Annotated in this window: 16 protein-coding genes; 12 read left to right on the top strand and 4 right to left on the bottom strand. The window is 56.6% G+C overall.

Going from position 1 to position 15491, the window contains the following annotated elements; genetic code table 11:
• Positions 1 to 32 precede the first annotated feature (32 nt).
• The gene (mrcA, locus tag ACYAC5_RS17860; RefSeq protein WP_101762673.1) at positions 33 to 2573 is read right to left on the bottom strand and encodes a peptidoglycan glycosyltransferase/peptidoglycan DD-transpeptidase MrcA; all 2541 of its coding nucleotides are present in this window, start codon (positions 2571 to 2573) and stop codon (positions 33 to 35) included.
• Positions 2574 to 2722: 149 nt separating this feature from the next.
• Between mrcA and pilM the strand changes: the two genes are divergently transcribed.
• From pilM to trpS, 12 genes are all read left to right on the top strand, one after another.
• Positions 2723 to 3532 carry a pilus assembly protein PilM gene (gene pilM, locus ACYAC5_RS17855; protein ID WP_277974180.1) on the top strand — a complete coding sequence of 270 codons (810 nt, stop codon included), beginning with the start codon at positions 2723 to 2725 and terminating at the stop codon, positions 3530 to 3532.
• Positions 3532 to 4074: a PilN domain-containing protein gene (locus tag ACYAC5_RS17850; protein WP_277974179.1), complete on the top strand. Its 543-nt coding sequence runs from the start codon at positions 3532 to 3534 to the stop codon at positions 4072 to 4074. Before pilM ends, ACYAC5_RS17850 begins: the two co-directional genes overlap by 1 nt.
• On the top strand, positions 4067 to 4561 hold the full coding sequence (locus ACYAC5_RS17845; RefSeq protein ID WP_101762670.1) for a HofO family protein: 495 nt from the start codon (positions 4067 to 4069) through the stop codon (positions 4559 to 4561). Before ACYAC5_RS17850 ends, ACYAC5_RS17845 begins: the two co-directional genes overlap by 8 nt.
• The gene (locus ACYAC5_RS17840) at positions 4551 to 4928 is read left to right on the top strand and encodes a HofP DNA utilization family protein (protein WP_277974178.1); all 378 of its coding nucleotides are present in this window, start codon (positions 4551 to 4553) and stop codon (positions 4926 to 4928) included. The genes ACYAC5_RS17845 and ACYAC5_RS17840 overlap by 11 nt, the downstream gene beginning before the upstream one ends.
• A complete protein-coding gene (gene hofQ, locus ACYAC5_RS17835; RefSeq protein ID WP_462062058.1) occupies positions 4873 to 6132 on the top strand; it encodes a DNA uptake porin HofQ in 1260 nt (419 codons plus the stop codon). Before ACYAC5_RS17840 ends, hofQ begins: the two co-directional genes overlap by 56 nt.
• A 481-nt stretch (positions 6133 to 6613) precedes the next feature.
• Entirely contained in the window at positions 6614 to 7135 is a 522-nt protein-coding gene (gene aroK / locus ACYAC5_RS17830; protein WP_008107887.1) for a shikimate kinase AroK, read from the top strand.
• A gap of 39 nt (positions 7136 to 7174) precedes the next feature.
• Positions 7175 to 8263, top strand: coding sequence for a 3-dehydroquinate synthase (gene aroB / locus ACYAC5_RS17825; RefSeq protein ID WP_192236981.1), 1089 nt, complete (start codon positions 7175 to 7177; stop codon positions 8261 to 8263).
• A gap of 64 nt (positions 8264 to 8327) precedes the next feature.
• Positions 8328 to 9365, top strand: a complete 1038-nt coding sequence (locus ACYAC5_RS17820) for an SPOR domain-containing protein (RefSeq protein WP_192236982.1) — start codon at positions 8328 to 8330, stop codon at positions 9363 to 9365.
• 97 nt (positions 9366 to 9462) lie between these two features.
• The gene (dam, locus tag ACYAC5_RS17815; protein WP_101762665.1) at positions 9463 to 10275 is read left to right on the top strand and encodes an adenine-specific DNA-methyltransferase; all 813 of its coding nucleotides are present in this window, start codon (positions 9463 to 9465) and stop codon (positions 10273 to 10275) included.
• Positions 10276 to 10340: 65 nt separating this feature from the next.
• A complete protein-coding gene (gene rpe, locus ACYAC5_RS17810) occupies positions 10341 to 11024 on the top strand; it encodes a ribulose-phosphate 3-epimerase (RefSeq protein WP_008107883.1) in 684 nt (227 codons plus the stop codon).
• Entirely contained in the window at positions 11008 to 11685 is a 678-nt protein-coding gene (locus tag ACYAC5_RS17805; RefSeq protein WP_101762663.1) for a phosphoglycolate phosphatase, read from the top strand. Before rpe ends, ACYAC5_RS17805 begins: the two co-directional genes overlap by 17 nt.
• Positions 11686 to 11700: 15 nt before the next feature.
• A complete protein-coding gene (gene trpS, locus ACYAC5_RS17800) occupies positions 11701 to 12705 on the top strand; it encodes a tryptophan--tRNA ligase (RefSeq protein ID WP_101762662.1) in 1005 nt (334 codons plus the stop codon).
• 49 nt (positions 12706 to 12754) lie between these two features.
• On the opposite strand, the gene ACYAC5_RS17795 is transcribed toward trpS, so the two are convergent.
• The 3 genes from ACYAC5_RS17795 to nirC form a co-directional block, all read right to left on the bottom strand.
• On the bottom strand, positions 12755 to 13201 hold the full coding sequence (locus ACYAC5_RS17795; protein WP_277974176.1) for a hypothetical protein: 447 nt from the start codon (positions 13199 to 13201) through the stop codon (positions 12755 to 12757).
• 75 nt (positions 13202 to 13276) lie between these two features.
• On the bottom strand, positions 13277 to 14641 hold the full coding sequence (gene cysG / locus ACYAC5_RS17790) for a siroheme synthase CysG (RefSeq protein ID WP_277974175.1): 1365 nt from the start codon (positions 14639 to 14641) through the stop codon (positions 13277 to 13279).
• A gap of 44 nt (positions 14642 to 14685) precedes the next feature.
• The gene (gene nirC / locus ACYAC5_RS17785; RefSeq protein WP_277974174.1) at positions 14686 to 15474 is read right to left on the bottom strand and encodes a nitrite transporter NirC; all 789 of its coding nucleotides are present in this window, start codon (positions 15472 to 15474) and stop codon (positions 14686 to 14688) included.
• Between the last annotated feature and the right edge of the window lie 17 nt (positions 15475 to 15491).

Genomic DNA, 15491 nt, shown 5'->3' with positions numbered 1-15491 from the left:
AAGAAAGCCGGCGCATTTGCCGGCTTTTTTGATCAGAACAGTTCGTGGCTTTCGCCGTTGTCCATGAGGGTGGTGCCGACATCATGCACCGAATACTCGGTTGGCTGGGTGCCGTTGATGAAGTACTCCTGACGCGAGTTACCGCCGTTAGCCAACTTGCCGGTGCCGCGATCGATGTTAACGGTAACCACGCCATCTGGCGGTGTTAGCGGCTGTACCGGCACGCCTTCCAGCGCGGATTTCATATAGTCATCCCACGCTGGCTGTGCACTCTTCGCGCCGCCTTCGTAACCGGAGATTTGATCCGGTATCGCACCTGACATGGTGGAGCGACCCAACGCGCGCGAATCATCGAAACCAATCCACACCGACGTCACCACGCCCGGACCATAACCAGAGAACCACGCATCTTTCGAGCTGTTGGTGGTACCGGTTTTGCCGCCGATATCGTTACGCTTCAGGTCACGACCGGCACGCCAGCCCGTTCCCATCCAGCCCGGCTCGCCGAAGATGTTGGTGTTCAGCGCGCTCTTGATCAGGAATGACAGCGGCGTGTTGATCACGTGCGGAGCATACTGCTGCTCGCCACCCGGCTGTGCAGGCACTTGCTCCAGCTCCGGTTGCGGCACGGTTTGGTTCTGCGATTGATCGGAGGTCGCGACATTCTCGACGCTCTCTTCATTCAACGCGACCGACTTTTTGGTATCGCCATAGATCACCGGCAGGTTGCACTGCGGACAGGCAATCTTCGGTTTTTCTTCGAAGATCACGCCGCCTTGTTCATTCTCAATCTTCGCGATGAAGTAAGGATCAATCAGGAAGCCGCCGTTCGCCATCACCGCGTAGCCGCGTACTACCTGCATTGGGGTAAAGGACGCCGCGCCTAAGGCTAACGATTCGGTATGCACGATGTTCTGCGCCGGGAAGCCGAAACGCTGCAGATATTCCGCCGCGTAATCAACGCCCATCGCACGCATCGCACGTACCATCACCACGTTTTTCGACTCGCCTAAGCCCTGACGCAAACGGATTGGACCTGCATACGTTGGCGGTGAGTTCTTCGGACGCCAGTCAGCACCCGCACCGGCATCCCAGCGCGAAATCGGCACGTCGTTGAGAATCGATGCCAGCGTTAAACCGCGATCCATCGCTGCGGTATACAGGAAGGGTTTGATGTTGGAACCCACCTGACGCAGCGCCTGGGTTGCGCGGTTGAACATGCTCTGATTGAAATCGAAACCGCCGACCAGCGCGCGAACCGCACCATCTTCTGGATTGAGTGACACCAGCGCCGAGTTCACCGCCGGAACCTGGCCGAGCCACCAGTCGTCATTCACTTTACGCACCCAAATCTGCTGGCCGGTTTGCAGCACCTGCGTCACGCTGCGCGGCGTTGGGCCTTGCAGCGTGTCAGATTTGTAAGCGCGTGCCCAGCGTACGCCGGCCATATTCAGCGTAACGCTGCTGCCATCTTTCAGCATCGCCGTGGCGTGATCGGCGCTGGCGCTGGTGATCACCGCAGCATTCAGCGGTCCGTAAGTTGGCAGATTTTTCAGCGCATTCTGGATGCGGGTTTGATCCCAGCTCGCTTCGCCCACTTTCCACAGCACATTGGTTGGACCGCGATAGCCGTGGCGCATGTCATACGCCATCACATTGTTACGCACCGCCTGCTGTGCGGCTTCCTGCAGATGGCGGGTGACGGTGGTGTAGACCTTGTAACCATCTTCATAGGCTTTATCGCCATAACGCTTCACCATCTCCTGACGCACCATTTCACTTAAGTAAGGTGCAGAGAAGGCGATTTCCGGGCCGTGATAGCTGGCCGTCAGCGGCGAGTTACGCGCTTCGTTATATTGCTGCTGCGTGATGTAGTTTTGATCCAGCATACGCGCCAGCACCACATTACGACGCGCCAGCGCACGCGTATGAGAATAGAGCGGGTTGAACGTCGAAGGTGCTTTTGGCAACCCAGCAATCATCGCCATTTCACTCAGCGACAGTTGATCAATAGGTTTACCAAAGTAGACCTGCGCCGCCGCGCCTACGCCGTACGCGCGATAGCCGAGATAAATTTTGTTGAGATAGAGCTCAAGGATTTCATCTTTGCTTAGCAGCTGTTCGATACGGATCGCGAGGAACGCTTCCTTAATCTTACGCATCAAGGTGCGTTCCGGGCTGAGGAAGAAGTTACGCGCCAGCTGTTGAGTAATGGTACTGGCGCCCTGCGAGGCGTGACCGGACATCAGCGCAATGCTGGCTGCACGGAAAATCCCCACCGGATCGACACCGTGATGCTCGTAGAAACGGCTATCTTCGGTGGCAATAAACGCTTTGATTAACTCAGGCGGCATCTGTTGTAGGGTCAGCGGGACACGGCGCTTCTCGCCGTACTGGGCGATTAGATCGCCATCCGCGCTGTAAACCTGCATAGGAGTTTGCAGGCGCACATCTTTCAATGTGTTCACATCAGGCAGCTGCGGCTCTATGTATTTGTACAAACCATAAACCGTGCCGGCTCCCAGCAAAATGCAACACACTGCAAGGATCAATAAATACTTTACGAACTTCACCTGAGAATTCCCATCTGTTGTCGTTTGAGCAGTTTATAAGCAACCGCGCGGTAGTATAAAGACAAGCCTGACGCATTCATATACCTGTCAGGCTTGAAGTTGCCGGGGTATCAGCACTCTGACCTTTTAATGATAAGGAGATCGCGCGTATGGCTTTTCAGCGCTGGCAAATTGGACTGGATATCCAAAACGGACAACTGTGTGCCCTTGGCATCGAACGCCGACGTCATGGTTGGCAGTTGCGACACTGGTGGCAACAAACGCTGCCGCAAGATACGTTAAGAAACGGCGTGCTGCAAACCACGCCTGCGTTACTGGATATGTTAGGGCGCTGGCAGCGCCATCTGCCGAAGCGCTATTCACTGCGCGTTGGCCTGCCGCCGCAGTTGGTATTGCAACGCACTTTGCCGCTGCCGGAAACCTCGCTGCGTGAACCCGCGCTGGGGCGCTATGTGGCGGCTTCTGCGCAGCGTCTGTTTCCCGTCGAACCCGCTTCGCTGTCGCTGGATTATCGCTCACCGGGCAAGGATGCACCGCTTTACGTTACCGCGGCACGGCGCGAGGTGATTACGCAATGGCTGACGCCGCTCAAGCAGGCAGGTCTGCGACCGGACGTATTCGAACTGAGTAGCCTGGCGCTGACGCAGATCGCCATGCGCCTGCCGTTACGCCACAACCACTTATTGATTCATCCGCTTAGCGATCATTGGCTATGGACGCTGGTGGGGGAAAGCACTACATCAGGCGCGGCCACCGAACCTCTCACCCTTACGCAGCTGCGCGAAACCTTTCCGCAGATGGAAAGCGTATTCTGCACCTCAACTCAGGTTTTGCCTGAGGAGCAGGTTAAACGCTGCAAGCCGTTTTCGCTGCTGCACTATCTGCAACCGCCGTTGCCTGCACAGGAAGGTATTTTTGCCATCGCGCTTGGGCTGGCGCTGCGGCCGGAGGATGTCTGATGCTGGCGGTCAACCTGCTTCCCTGGCGCATCCAGCAATCGCAGCGGCGGCGCCAGCAGAGCCTCTCGCTGCTGTCGCTTACGCTGGTCTGCACCTTGCTGATCCTCTCATTACTGTGGTGGCGCGGCGTCATTGCACGGCAGCAACAAACGGACGCGCTGATGGATATCACCTCTCTCCTCAGCGCACTGCAGCAACAGCTGGAACAGCAGCAATCGCTGTTGAAGCTGCGTGAATCACTCCTTCAGGCTCAGCAGGCACAGCTGCAACGGCAAGATCAGCATCAGCGCTGGCAGCATTTTTGGCAGCAACTGCCGGAGTTAATGCCAGACACCTTGTGGCTCAATCGCCTCGAACGTCGGCAAGGGCAACTGGTGTTGGAAGGGCGGGCGCAGAGCATGGCGGCGGTCAGTGATTTTCGTCATCAGCTCATGACTCAGCCGCTGTTCAGCAGCGTAAAGCAGGGCGGTGTGAAGCGCGAAGCGGGCGGCGACTATCGTTTTGCTTTGCATGCGCGCGTGCAGGAGGTAGCCGATGAATGAACTCCTGCAGCGCTGGCTGATGCTCACGCTGCCGCTGCGCATGCTGGGACTTTTGACGTTATCGCTGGGGCTGTTTGCGCTGACGTGGATCGTGCTGCTTCGTCCGCAGCAGCAGATGCGTGAAGCGCAAGCGCGGCAGCTGGAACAGATGCGTCAACAGCAGCAACAGCGGTTGCAACAGCTGGCTTCACTTCCGGCGATTGATGTGTTGCAGAGCGAGATTAGCCTGCTGCAGCAACCCACGAAGGATACCGGCACTCAGCAAACGCTGGAGCGAATCGTGGCAGCGCGCGGCAATCAGCTGGAAGCCTGGCATCCGGATAGCCAGCCGCAGCAACTGCAATTAAGGCTTGCCTGGCCGCAATTTCTGCCGCTGTTTAGTGAACTAGCCAGCACCCGATTACCGGTGCCACAACGCTTTCAGCTGCAAGCCGAGCAAGGCGTATTGAACACGCAACTGTGGCTGGAGAGTGACGATGCGGAGTAGCGCCTTGCTGTTGTTACTCTGCAGCTCGCTGGCACTGGCGCGCGATCCTTTCCAGCCGCTGGCAGCAACGCTGTGTCAGACGCAGGTTGCTGCGCCAGAAGGCTGGCGCTTACAGGGCATTATTGGCACGGCGCCGCACTACGTGGCGTGGCTGGTGTCACCTCAAGGCAAAAGCCATCGGCTGGATAATCAAGCGCCTTTTCCCCAGCCGCCCTGGCAAGTCGTGCAGCTTACGTCGCGCATGCTGGTATTGAGCGCAGCACAAAGCTGCACGCCACAGCAAATCACATGGGTAATAAAAGGAGGTTTTTATGAAATGGATGACGTTACTGATGCTGTTGTGTCTGAGCATGCCGCTGCGCGCTAACGACGACCGATTAAGTCTGACGTTTGATGATGCGCCGGTTGAACGCATTTTGCAGGCGCTGGCAGATTATCAGCAGACCAACCTGTTGATTGCGCCGGGCGTTGAAGGTCGGCTGTCGCTGCGCTTAGACAATGTCGGCTGGGATCGCGCGCTCGCGCTGGTGACGCAGCTGGCAAAACTCATCGTGGTGCAGGAAGAGGGCGTTTTGCTGGTCTATCCGGAAAGCTGGCAGCAGCAGCAGGCGCAACAGGAAAAGGTGGAGCGTGAGGAGGAGAAGCAGCAAACGCCGCTGGAACAACAAACCGTGACGCTGCATTACGCCAGCGCCAGCGATATTTACCGCAGCCTGCAAGCCGAACGCTCGTTGATGACGCCGCGCGGTAGCGTCACGATCGATAGCCGCACCAACAGTTTGCTGCTGCGCGATACGGCTGAGGCATTGCGTGACACCGAGCGCTGGTTAAAAGCGCTGGATTTGTCGCTCGAGCAGGTTGAGCTCGCGGCACACATCGTCACCATCAATGAAGAGCATCTGCGCGAGTTAGGTGTTAACTGGGGCACGTCACCGGCAGAAGTGGTAACGCAGGCGTTGCGCAACCCGCTGCTCGAGATTCCTCTTGCGGTGAGTAATCCGGCGTTTCGCGCGGGCGTGACGCTGGGCCAGGTCAGCGGCGAACTGCTCAACCTGGAACTGAGTGCGCTGGAGCAGGAGAACCAAATCGAAATCATCGCCAGTCCGCGCTTGTTTACCTCGCATCAGCAAACCGCCAGCATCAAACAGGGCACGGAAATCCCTTATGAGGTGAAATCGGGCAACAGCGGTGCCACCGCCATTGAATTTAAGGAAGCGGTTTTAGGCATGGAAGTGACGCCGGTGGTGCTGGGAAATGGCCGCATCCAGCTCAAACTGCGGCTGAGCCAGAACTTGCCAGGGCGCAGTGTAAACATTGGCGACAACCAGGTGCTGAGTATTGATAAGCAGGAGATCGAGACTCAGGTGACGCTGCGCGATGGCGAAACCTTAGCGCTGGGCGGCATTTTCCAGCAGCAGCGTACGCAGAGCGAAAAACGCGTGCCCTGGCTGGGCGATATGCCTTTATTAGGGAATTTGTTCCGTCAGCAAACTGATGAGCAGAAGAAAAAGGAGCTGGTGATCTTTATTACTCCCAGACTGGTCAGGGAAGCAGCGCTTACTGCCGGATAAAGCGGAAAATTCGTTCTGTGAGGCCAACTGCGTTGACGCAGGGCTGGAATTAGCTTACAAGGTTTAGCGATTTTCAAAACGGTGTAACGGAACGCGGCAGAATAACCTTCCGAATGACGTTGGTCACAAGCGATACTGACGTCAAAAGAAATATCGCCAAAATAATTCGAGCTCCAGTAAGACGTTAAATGAGTGAATGCACTGTGCTTACATCGGTAAGCGATGACAGTGGATGACCCCGGCCAGCGTGCCTGTAGCACGAAATATAGCGGATCAGCGGAGGTGCGTTACCGTCTCGCGAACCACAGACCGGTCCTGTTAAGAGGTCGCCGGGGGCAATTTATTCGGTTGCCAAACGGCCATGAGTGTTGAGATAATTTTCCGTCTGACTCTTGTTAACGCTCATGAGGTCTCAGTTCCTGTCCCGCCAGCTATGCTGAACGCGGGGTATCATCAACGAATTCTTAGTAATACCGATAAAATGGCAGAGAAACGCAATATCTTTCTGGTTGGGCCGATGGGTGCCGGCAAAAGCACTATTGGTCGTCAGTTGGCTCAGCAACTCAATATGGAATTTTTCGATTCCGATCAGGAAATTGAGCGACGCACCGGAGCGGATGTAGGCTGGGTATTTGATGTGGAAGGCGAAGAAGGCTTCCGCGATCGTGAAGAAAAGATCATTAATGAGCTGACCGAGAAGCAAGGCATTGTCCTCGCGACCGGTGGCGGCTCAGTCAAATCCCGCGAGACCCGTAATCGTCTCTCCGCCCGCGGTGTGGTCGTATACCTTGAAACCACCATCGAAAAGCAACTTGCACGAACCCAGCGTGATAAAAAGCGTCCGCTGTTGCAGGTTGAATCACCGCCGCGCGAAGTACTGGAAGCGCTAGCTGGTGAACGTAATCCGCTTTATGAAGAGATCGCTGATGTCACTATTCGCACTGACGATCAGAGTGCAAAAGTGGTGGCCAATCAGATCATCAACATGCTGGAAAAGAACTAATCCAGCGCCCTGAGGGCTCAGCAATAGGTATCGGTCATCATGGAGAAGATCACTGTCTCACTCGGGGATCGCAGTTACCCCATCACCATCGCTGCCGGACTGTTTAACGATCCGGCTTCTTTTTGGCCGCTCAAAGCAGGCGACAATGCCATGCTGGTGACAAACCAGACCCTGGCGCCGATCTATCTTGAACCCCTGTCAGCGCTGCTCAGCAATGCCGGCATTAAGGTAGATCAGGTCATTTTGCCTGATGGTGAGCAGTACAAAACCCTGGCGGTCATGGACGAGGTGTTCACCGCGCTGCTGAAAAAGCCGCACGGTCGTGATACCACGTTGATTGCACTCGGTGGTGGCGTGATTGGTGACTTAACCGGATTTGCTGCAGCCAGCTATCAGCGTGGCGTGCGCTTTATTCAGGTGCCGACCACGTTGTTGTCTCAGGTTGACTCCTCCGTCGGTGGAAAAACCGCGGTAAACCATCCACTCGGCAAAAACATGATTGGGGCGTTTTATCAGCCCGCGTCTGTCGTAGTGGATACCCATTGCCTGACCACTCTGCCACCGCGCGAACTAGCGTCCGGTCTGGCGGAAGTGATCAAATACGGCATTATCCTTGATGGCGAATTCTTCCAGTGGCTAGAGCAAAATCTTGATGCTCTGCTGGCGCTGGATGAAAAAGCCCTGGCTTACTGCATCCGTCGCTGCTGCGAGCTAAAAGCAGAAGTGGTTGCGGCTGATGAGCGCGAAACCGGCGTACGTGCACTGCTCAATCTGGGCCATACTTTTGGTCATGCGATTGAAGCGCACATGGGCTACGGCAACTGGCTGCACGGCGAAGCGGTGTCGGCTGGCATGGTGATGGCCGCACGTACCGCTGAACGTTTAGGGCAGTTCACCTCGGTTGAAACCGATCGCATTATCGCACTGCTGCTGCGTGCTGGTTTGCCTGTACATGGCCCGGCGAGCATGGCGGCGGAAGATTATTTGCCACACATGATGCGCGATAAGAAAGTGCTGGCGGGCGAGCTGCGTCTGGTGCTGCCTCTCGCTATTGGCCGCTCTGAAGTGCGTGGCGGTGTGGCTCATGATATGGTGCTGGCAGCAATCAACGATTGCCAGAAACCCTGATTATTAGAAGTGATGAGTGGTGATGCGGCGTGTGGGAAGCGCGTCGTTTTACGGAGGAGGCTAAATGGATGAGTTCAAACCGGAAGACGAGTTAAAACCTGACGCCAGTGACCGCCGTCCGACGCGGCCACGCAAATCGTCTTCTGCGCCGAAAGTGAAAGTACCGGTTTCCCGTCAACATATGATGATGGGCATTGGTATTTTGGTTCTGCTGTTGGTGGTGCTGGGGATTGGTTCAGCATTAACCGGCCCAGACGAGAAGAAACCTGCAACCAATACCGCAAATAATGGCGCGGCACCTTCTGCTGGTGGCAGCGAAAAGAACATCGACCTTTCGGGATCGACGTCCATGAGCGGCCAGCAAAACGCCACGCCTTCTGCTGAAGGCAGCGTAGCGCAAAACACCGCGGGCACAACTGCACCAGCGGGCAGCGATGGTCAATCCATCTCGATGCCATCAGTCTCCTCGACGCCGACGCAAGCTGCGCCTGTGGATACGCCAGCTAATCAACAACGTGTCACGCTGCCGGGCGATCTCAATAGTGCGCTGAACAATCAGCAAGGTTCTGTCGATGCCGCAGCACAAGGCGCGCAGGGTAATAGCTCGCTGCCAACCGCGCCAGCCACAGTCAGCGGCAACGGTAAAGCGATCACGCCGCCAGCCATGCGTTCAGAAACCCCCGCGCGCACCAGCAACAACGGTACACGCGAGACGCACGCGTCGACGCCGCATAAAACACCGACCGCCACTAAACCAGCAGCTGTGAAAGAGAACAACACCCGCACCACCGCGACGCGTAATCCCGCGCCTGCCAGTGCGAGCGGTGCCAGCAAATCGTTGCCGTCGGGCGGGAACTACACGCTGCAGTTGAGCGGTGCGTCGAAAGAAGAGAGCCTGAACGCCTGGGCGAGAAAACAGAACCTGAGTGGTTATCACGTGTATAAAACCACGCGTAACGGCGAACCTTGGTATGTGTTGGTGAGCGGCGCTTACGCCACGCCAGCCGATGCGAAACGCGCCGTGGCATCGCTGCCAGCGGAAGTGCGTGCGGCCAATCCGTGGGTAAAACCGCTTAGCCAGGTGAAGAAAGAAAGCCAGTAATGAGATGTGGGGCCGCAAAAATGCGGCCCCGTTTAAAGCGCAGAGCTGCTGTCGGTTCCACCACAGCCAATAATTAAGATGTAATAACCACGACAGCATGAAAAAAAATCGCGCTTTCCTGAAATGGGCCGGAGGGAAATACCCGCTCCTCGATGACATCCGTCGTCATTTGCCACAAGGTGATTGTCTAATCGAACCCTTTGTCGGCGCCGGTTCCGTGTTCCTCAACACCGACTATGACCGCTATCACCTGGCGGACATCAACGGTGATCTCATCAATCTGTATAACATCGTCAAAACGCGTACCGCGGCTTTCATTGAAGACGCGCGACAGCTTTTCAACGCCGAAGGCAACACTGCAGAAACCTACTACGCGCAGCGCATCGCCTTTAATGCGAGCAAAGATGAATATCAGCGCGCGGTGCTGTTTCTGTATCTCAATCGCCACGGTTATAACGGTCTGTGCCGCTACAATTTGCGCGGTGAGTTTAACGTGCCTTTTGGCCGGTATCGCAAGCCGTACTTCCCGGAAGCGGAGCTGCTCTGGTTTGCCGAACGGGCGCAAAAAGCGACCTTTGTCTGTGAATCGTACGATGTTACTCTGAACAACGCCGTTGAAGGCTCAGTGGTTTATTGCGATCCGCCGTATGCCCCGCTTTCGGCGACAGCGAATTTTACCGCTTACCACACCAACAGTTTTAGTCTGCGCGAGCAGCAGCATCTGGCTGAGTTAGCCAATAAGCTTTCGCAGCAAAATCGCATCCCGGTACTGATTTCTAACCACGATACGGTACTCACGCGTGAGTGGTATCAGAATGCGGATTTACACATAGTCAAAGCCCGGCGTTCCATCAGCCGAAGCATAAGTGGTCGCACGCAAGTCGACGAACTGCTAGCGCTTTTCCGCTAGCCTGTTTCGTCCGCGACCAAGGCATTACGCCAGCTCAGGCTGGCGCACAAAATTGGGAGAATCGGATGAAACAATTTTTACTGGCCCCATCAATTCTGGCTGCTGACTTCGCGCGTTTGGGTGAAGACACGGCCAAAGCGCTGGCGGCAGGTGGTGATGTGGTCCATTTCGATGTGATGGATAACCACTACGTTCCCAATCTGACGATGGGGCCGATGGTGCTTAAAGCGCTGCGCGATTACGGCATCACTGCACCTATTGATGTGCATCTGATGGTTAAACCTGTGGATGCATTGATCCCGGAATTCGCTAAAGCGGGCGCCACCTTCATCACTTTCCACCCAGAAGCCAGCGAGCATGTTGATCGCACGCTGCAGCTGATCAAAGAGCATGGTTGCAAAGCCGGTCTGGTGTTCAATCCTGCGACGCCGCTCGACTACCTCGATTATGTAATGGATAAGCTGGACATCATTCTGCTGATGTCGGTGAACCCAGGATTTGGCGGTCAATCCTTCATTCCCGGTACGCTCGACAAACTGCGTCAGGCGCGTCGCCTGATTGATGAGAGTGGCTACAACATTCGTCTGGAAGTGGATGGCGGCGTGAAAATCGATAACATCGGCCAGATTGCTGCCGCCGGTGCCGATATGTTTGTTGCCGGTTCCGCGATCTTCGGTCATCCGGATTACAAAAAAGTGATCGATGAGATGCGTGGCGAACTGGAGAAAGTTAATGGCTCATTTCACTGATATCCGCGCGCTGGCGTTTGACCTCGACGGTACGCTGGTCGATAGCGCGCCGGGCCTGGCACAAGCCATCGATCATGCGCTGAGCGATCTGCAGCTGCCGCCGCCGGGTTTGGCATTGGCTTCTACCTGGATTGGTAACGGCGCTGACGTGATGATGACCCGCGCGCTGACCTGGGCGCTGGGACGCGAGCCGCATGCCGAAGAGCAACGCGATGCGCGTGCGCTGTTTGACAAGTATTACGCGCAAACGGTAGAAGCGGGCAGTACGCTGTTCCCGCAGGTAGTAGAGACGCTGGCGGCCTTGCAGGCGAAAGGCCTGCCATTGGCGATCGTCACCAACAAGCCAACGCCATTTGTGGCGCCGCTGCTGAAGTCGCTCGGGATTGCTGAGTACTTCACGCAGATTATCGGCGGTGACGACGTAATTGTGAAAAAGCCCCATCCAGCGGCCATTTTCCTCGTCCTTGGCCATTTTGGCGTGCTTCCGGGACAATTGCTGTTTGTCGGCGATTCTCGCAATGATATTCTCGCGGCCCAGGCGGCAGGCGTACCGAACATCGGTATGACATTCGGCTACAACTACGGCGAGCCGATTGCTACCAGCCAACCCGATTTAACTCTCGACTCTTTTGACGAACTTTTGCCCGCTATCGGGCTGTGATTATCAGGACATAACATGAGCAAACCCATCGTTTTCAGCGGCGCCCAGCCTTCCGGTGAACTGACCATTGGCAACTATATGGGTGCGCTGCGTCAGTGGGTGCAGATGCAGGATGATTTTCACTGCATTTACTGCATCGTCGATCTGCACGCCATCACCGTACGTCAGGATCCAACCGCGCTGCGTAAAGCCACGCTGGATACCTTAGCGCTCTATCTTGCCTGCGGCATCGACCCGGCAAAAAGCACCATCTTTGTTCAGTCGCATGTGCCAGAGCATGCGCAGCTGAGCTGGGTGCTGAACTGCTACGCCTATTTTGGCGAGCTGAGCCGCATGACGCAGTTCAAAGATAAATCCGCGCGCTACTCGGAAAACATCACCGCAGGCCTGTTTGATTATCCGGTGCTGATGGCGGCCGATATCCTGCTCTATCAAACCAATCAGGTGCCGGTTGGCGAAGATCAGAAGCAGCATCTGGAGCTGAGCCGCGATATCGCCCAGCGTTTCAATGCGCTGTACGGCGATGTGTTCAAAGTGCCTGAACCGTTCATTCCGAAATCGGGTGCACGCGTGATGTCGCTGCTTGAGCCGACCAAAAAAATGTCCAAGTCAGACGACAACCGTAACAACGTGATTGGTCTGCTGGAAGACACCAAAGCGGTGGTGAAGAAGATCAAACGTGCGGTGACCGACTCCGCCGAGCCGCCAGTGGTGCGCTACGACGTCAAAGAGAAAGCCGGTGTATCAAACCTGCTGGATATTCTTGCGGGCGTGACCGGTAAAACCATTGCGCAGCTGGAGCAAGAGTTCGAAGGCAAAATGTACGGCCATCTGAAAGGTGAAGTGGCTGAAGCAGTTTCCGGCATGCTGACCGAGCTGCAGGAGCGCTATCATCGTTTCCGTAATGATGAAGAGTTGCTGAATCAGGTGATGCGCGATGGCGCAGCAAAAGCCCGCGCTCATGCGCAGGAAACGCTGAAGAAAGTGTATGAAGCGGTAGGTTTTGTCGCACAGCCGTAAGCGGTGTGCGGAATAGAACAGAACGGCGGGTCATTTGACCCGCCGTTTTTTATTTGATGCGATGTAACGCCAGTTCCGCGCCATCCCAGAACAGGCGGGCGTTACCGTCAGCCAGCACGCTGATCACCGCGCCCGGCGCAGGTCCCCACGCCTGGTTGCCACAACTCACATTGAAACCGTAGCGGAAGCTGAAATCACGATCCTGGCTCGCGCCATTCGCGGCGCTCAGGCGCGGCTTAGCGTTGCAGTTATCGACGGAAGGATTGATGCTGCGCTCAGCAGTGCCGCGCGTCCAGGTGATCGCATTCGGCTTAAATGCCACGCGCGCGCCCATAAACTGCGGATCATTCTTGATATACAGCTGACCGACTTCCTTCTTAGGCGTTACTGCCACCACCTGCCATTCACCCACCACGTTCGACCAGGTAACCGGTGCGGCGGTAGCAACCGCGCTTAACGGCAATAACAACGCGCAAACCCGTGAAGCAACGCGCATGGAAACTCCTTATTGACGAGAAAGATGGCCCATAGTCTGGCGACAAAGCGCAGCGCTGTACAGTTTTTTGCCGTTTCAAAACCAGCGTAACTGAGAACGCAGTTCCACCACGCGACCAACAATAATCAGAGCCGGACTGGCAAACTGCTGCGCCAGCGTGGCCAGTTCCGCCAGCGTTGCGGTCTCAACGCGCTGCTGCGGCGTGGTGCCGTTCTGCACGATCGCCACCGGCATCGCAGCATCCATGCCGTGTTGCAACAGCTGCTGCTGAATTTCCGGCGCCTGCGCCAGCCCCATATAGAACACCAGCGTTTGCTGTTCAGCCGCCAGCTTGCGCCACTCAATTTCACCATGCTGCTGCAAATGGCCGGTGACGAAACGCACGCTCTGCGCGTGGTCGCGATGCGTCAGCGGAATACCGCTGTAAGCAGAACAGCCCGAGGCGGCGGTGATGCCCGGTACCACGCTAAACGGGATGTTGTGCTGCGCCAGCAGTTCCAGCTCTTCACCGCCGCGGCCGAAGATAAAGGGATCGCCACCTTTTAGTCGCACCACCCGCTTGCCGCTCTGCGCCTGCTCAAGTAAAACCTGGTTGATCTGCGATTGCGGTACGCAGTGATTGCCGGCTTGTTTGCCGACAAAGATGCGCTCCGCATCGCGGCGGACCAGATTAAGAATCGGCGCCGAGACCAGGCGGTCATACACCACCACATCGGCCTGCTGGATGTGCTGCAAACCTTTCAACGTCAGCAGCCCCGCATCGCCCGGCCCGGCGCCTACCAGCACCACTTCGCCTTGCTGCGATAGCGGCGCATCGAACAAAGTCTCGACGATGTGCTCGGCGCGTGTCCGATCGTCATTCGCCAGGGTTTGCGCCAGACGATCGTTCACGAAGAAGCGCTCCCAGAAAGCGCGCCGCTGCGCCATGCTGTAAAAGGTGCGCTTCACGCGATTGCGCAACGATCCGGCCAGTGACGCTAATTCACCGAGATGTTGTGGCAGCATCGCTTCAAGTTTTTCACGCAGCAAACGCGCCAGCACCGGCGCGCGACCGCCAGACGACACGGCGATCATCAGCGGCGAACGATCAACAATCGACGGCATAATCGCGCTGGCTTCCTGCGGCGCATCCACCAGATTGCAAAAGATGCGCCGCCGCTCAGCCGCATCGCCAACCTGCTGATTCACCGCATCATCATCGGTGGCGGCAATCACCAGCCAACAATCCGCGAGCCAGCGCTCGTCAAACGCGCCGGGGAGTAAGGTCAACTTTCCCTGTTGTGCCCACTGCTGAAAAGCGGGAGAGAAATCCAGCGCGCCAACCTGCAAATTGGCACCGGCGTCCAGCAGTAAACGCGCTTTGCGTTCTGCTACATCGCCACCGCCCACCAGCAAACAGCGCTTGCCTTGCAGGCGGCAAAACAGCGGAAAGTAGTCCATAGCTCATCCTGAAAAAAGCCCGCGCAAGGCGGGCTGAAAAAGTGTTAGGCGGTTTTGAGCGGCGCGGCTTGCGCTTCGGCCTGCGGTGTGGCGTACCAGTAACCGAGGCCCATCAGCACCATGCCGGAGAACATATTGCCCAGCGTCACCCACAGCAGGTTGTGGCCGATGCCGCTTAGCGTGAAGTCGGCATTATGCTGACCAAACCACGACAGCGCAAAGACCGTCATGTTGGCAATCGAGTGTTCGTAGCCGGAAGCGATGAACGCCAGCAAACACCACCAGATGGCGATGAACTTCGCCGTGCCTTCGGTACGCACCGCCATCCAAATCGCCAGGCAGACCAGCCAGTTACAGAGCGCGCCTTTAAAGAACAGCGGCATGGCTGGCTGCGTGGTTTTTGCCAGCGCCGCGCTGTGCAGCAGCGATCCGGCATTTGGCAGCAGCGGTCCCGCCGCATAGTAATAAATCAGCGCGACGAATACTGAACCGACAAGATTACCCAGCCAGGTTTGCGGCAGCACGCACCACATCTGGCCTTGCTTGATGCTGCCGGCTTTGACGCCGATGGTCAGGAACATGGTGTGGCCGGTGAACAACTCGGAACCAGCGATGATCACCAGCGTTAAAGCGATACCGAAAGTCGCGCCCATCAGCAGCGGACGATAAGCCGGATCGACCAGATTGCCGAGCGTGAAGATCAGGATAATCGCCAGGCCAACGTAAGCGCCCGCCATCGCCGAGCTGATCCAGAAGGCCAGCGGGCTGTGCTGCGCCGTACGCACAATGCGCGCCGCGTTGGCGGCGCATTTATTCAGGGTGTCAGTAAACATAGTGACGTCTCATAAAG

It is taken from the genome of Pantoea sp. y20 (genome assembly GCF_054903455.1).
This window is presented reverse-complemented; position numbering and strand designations above follow the sequence as displayed.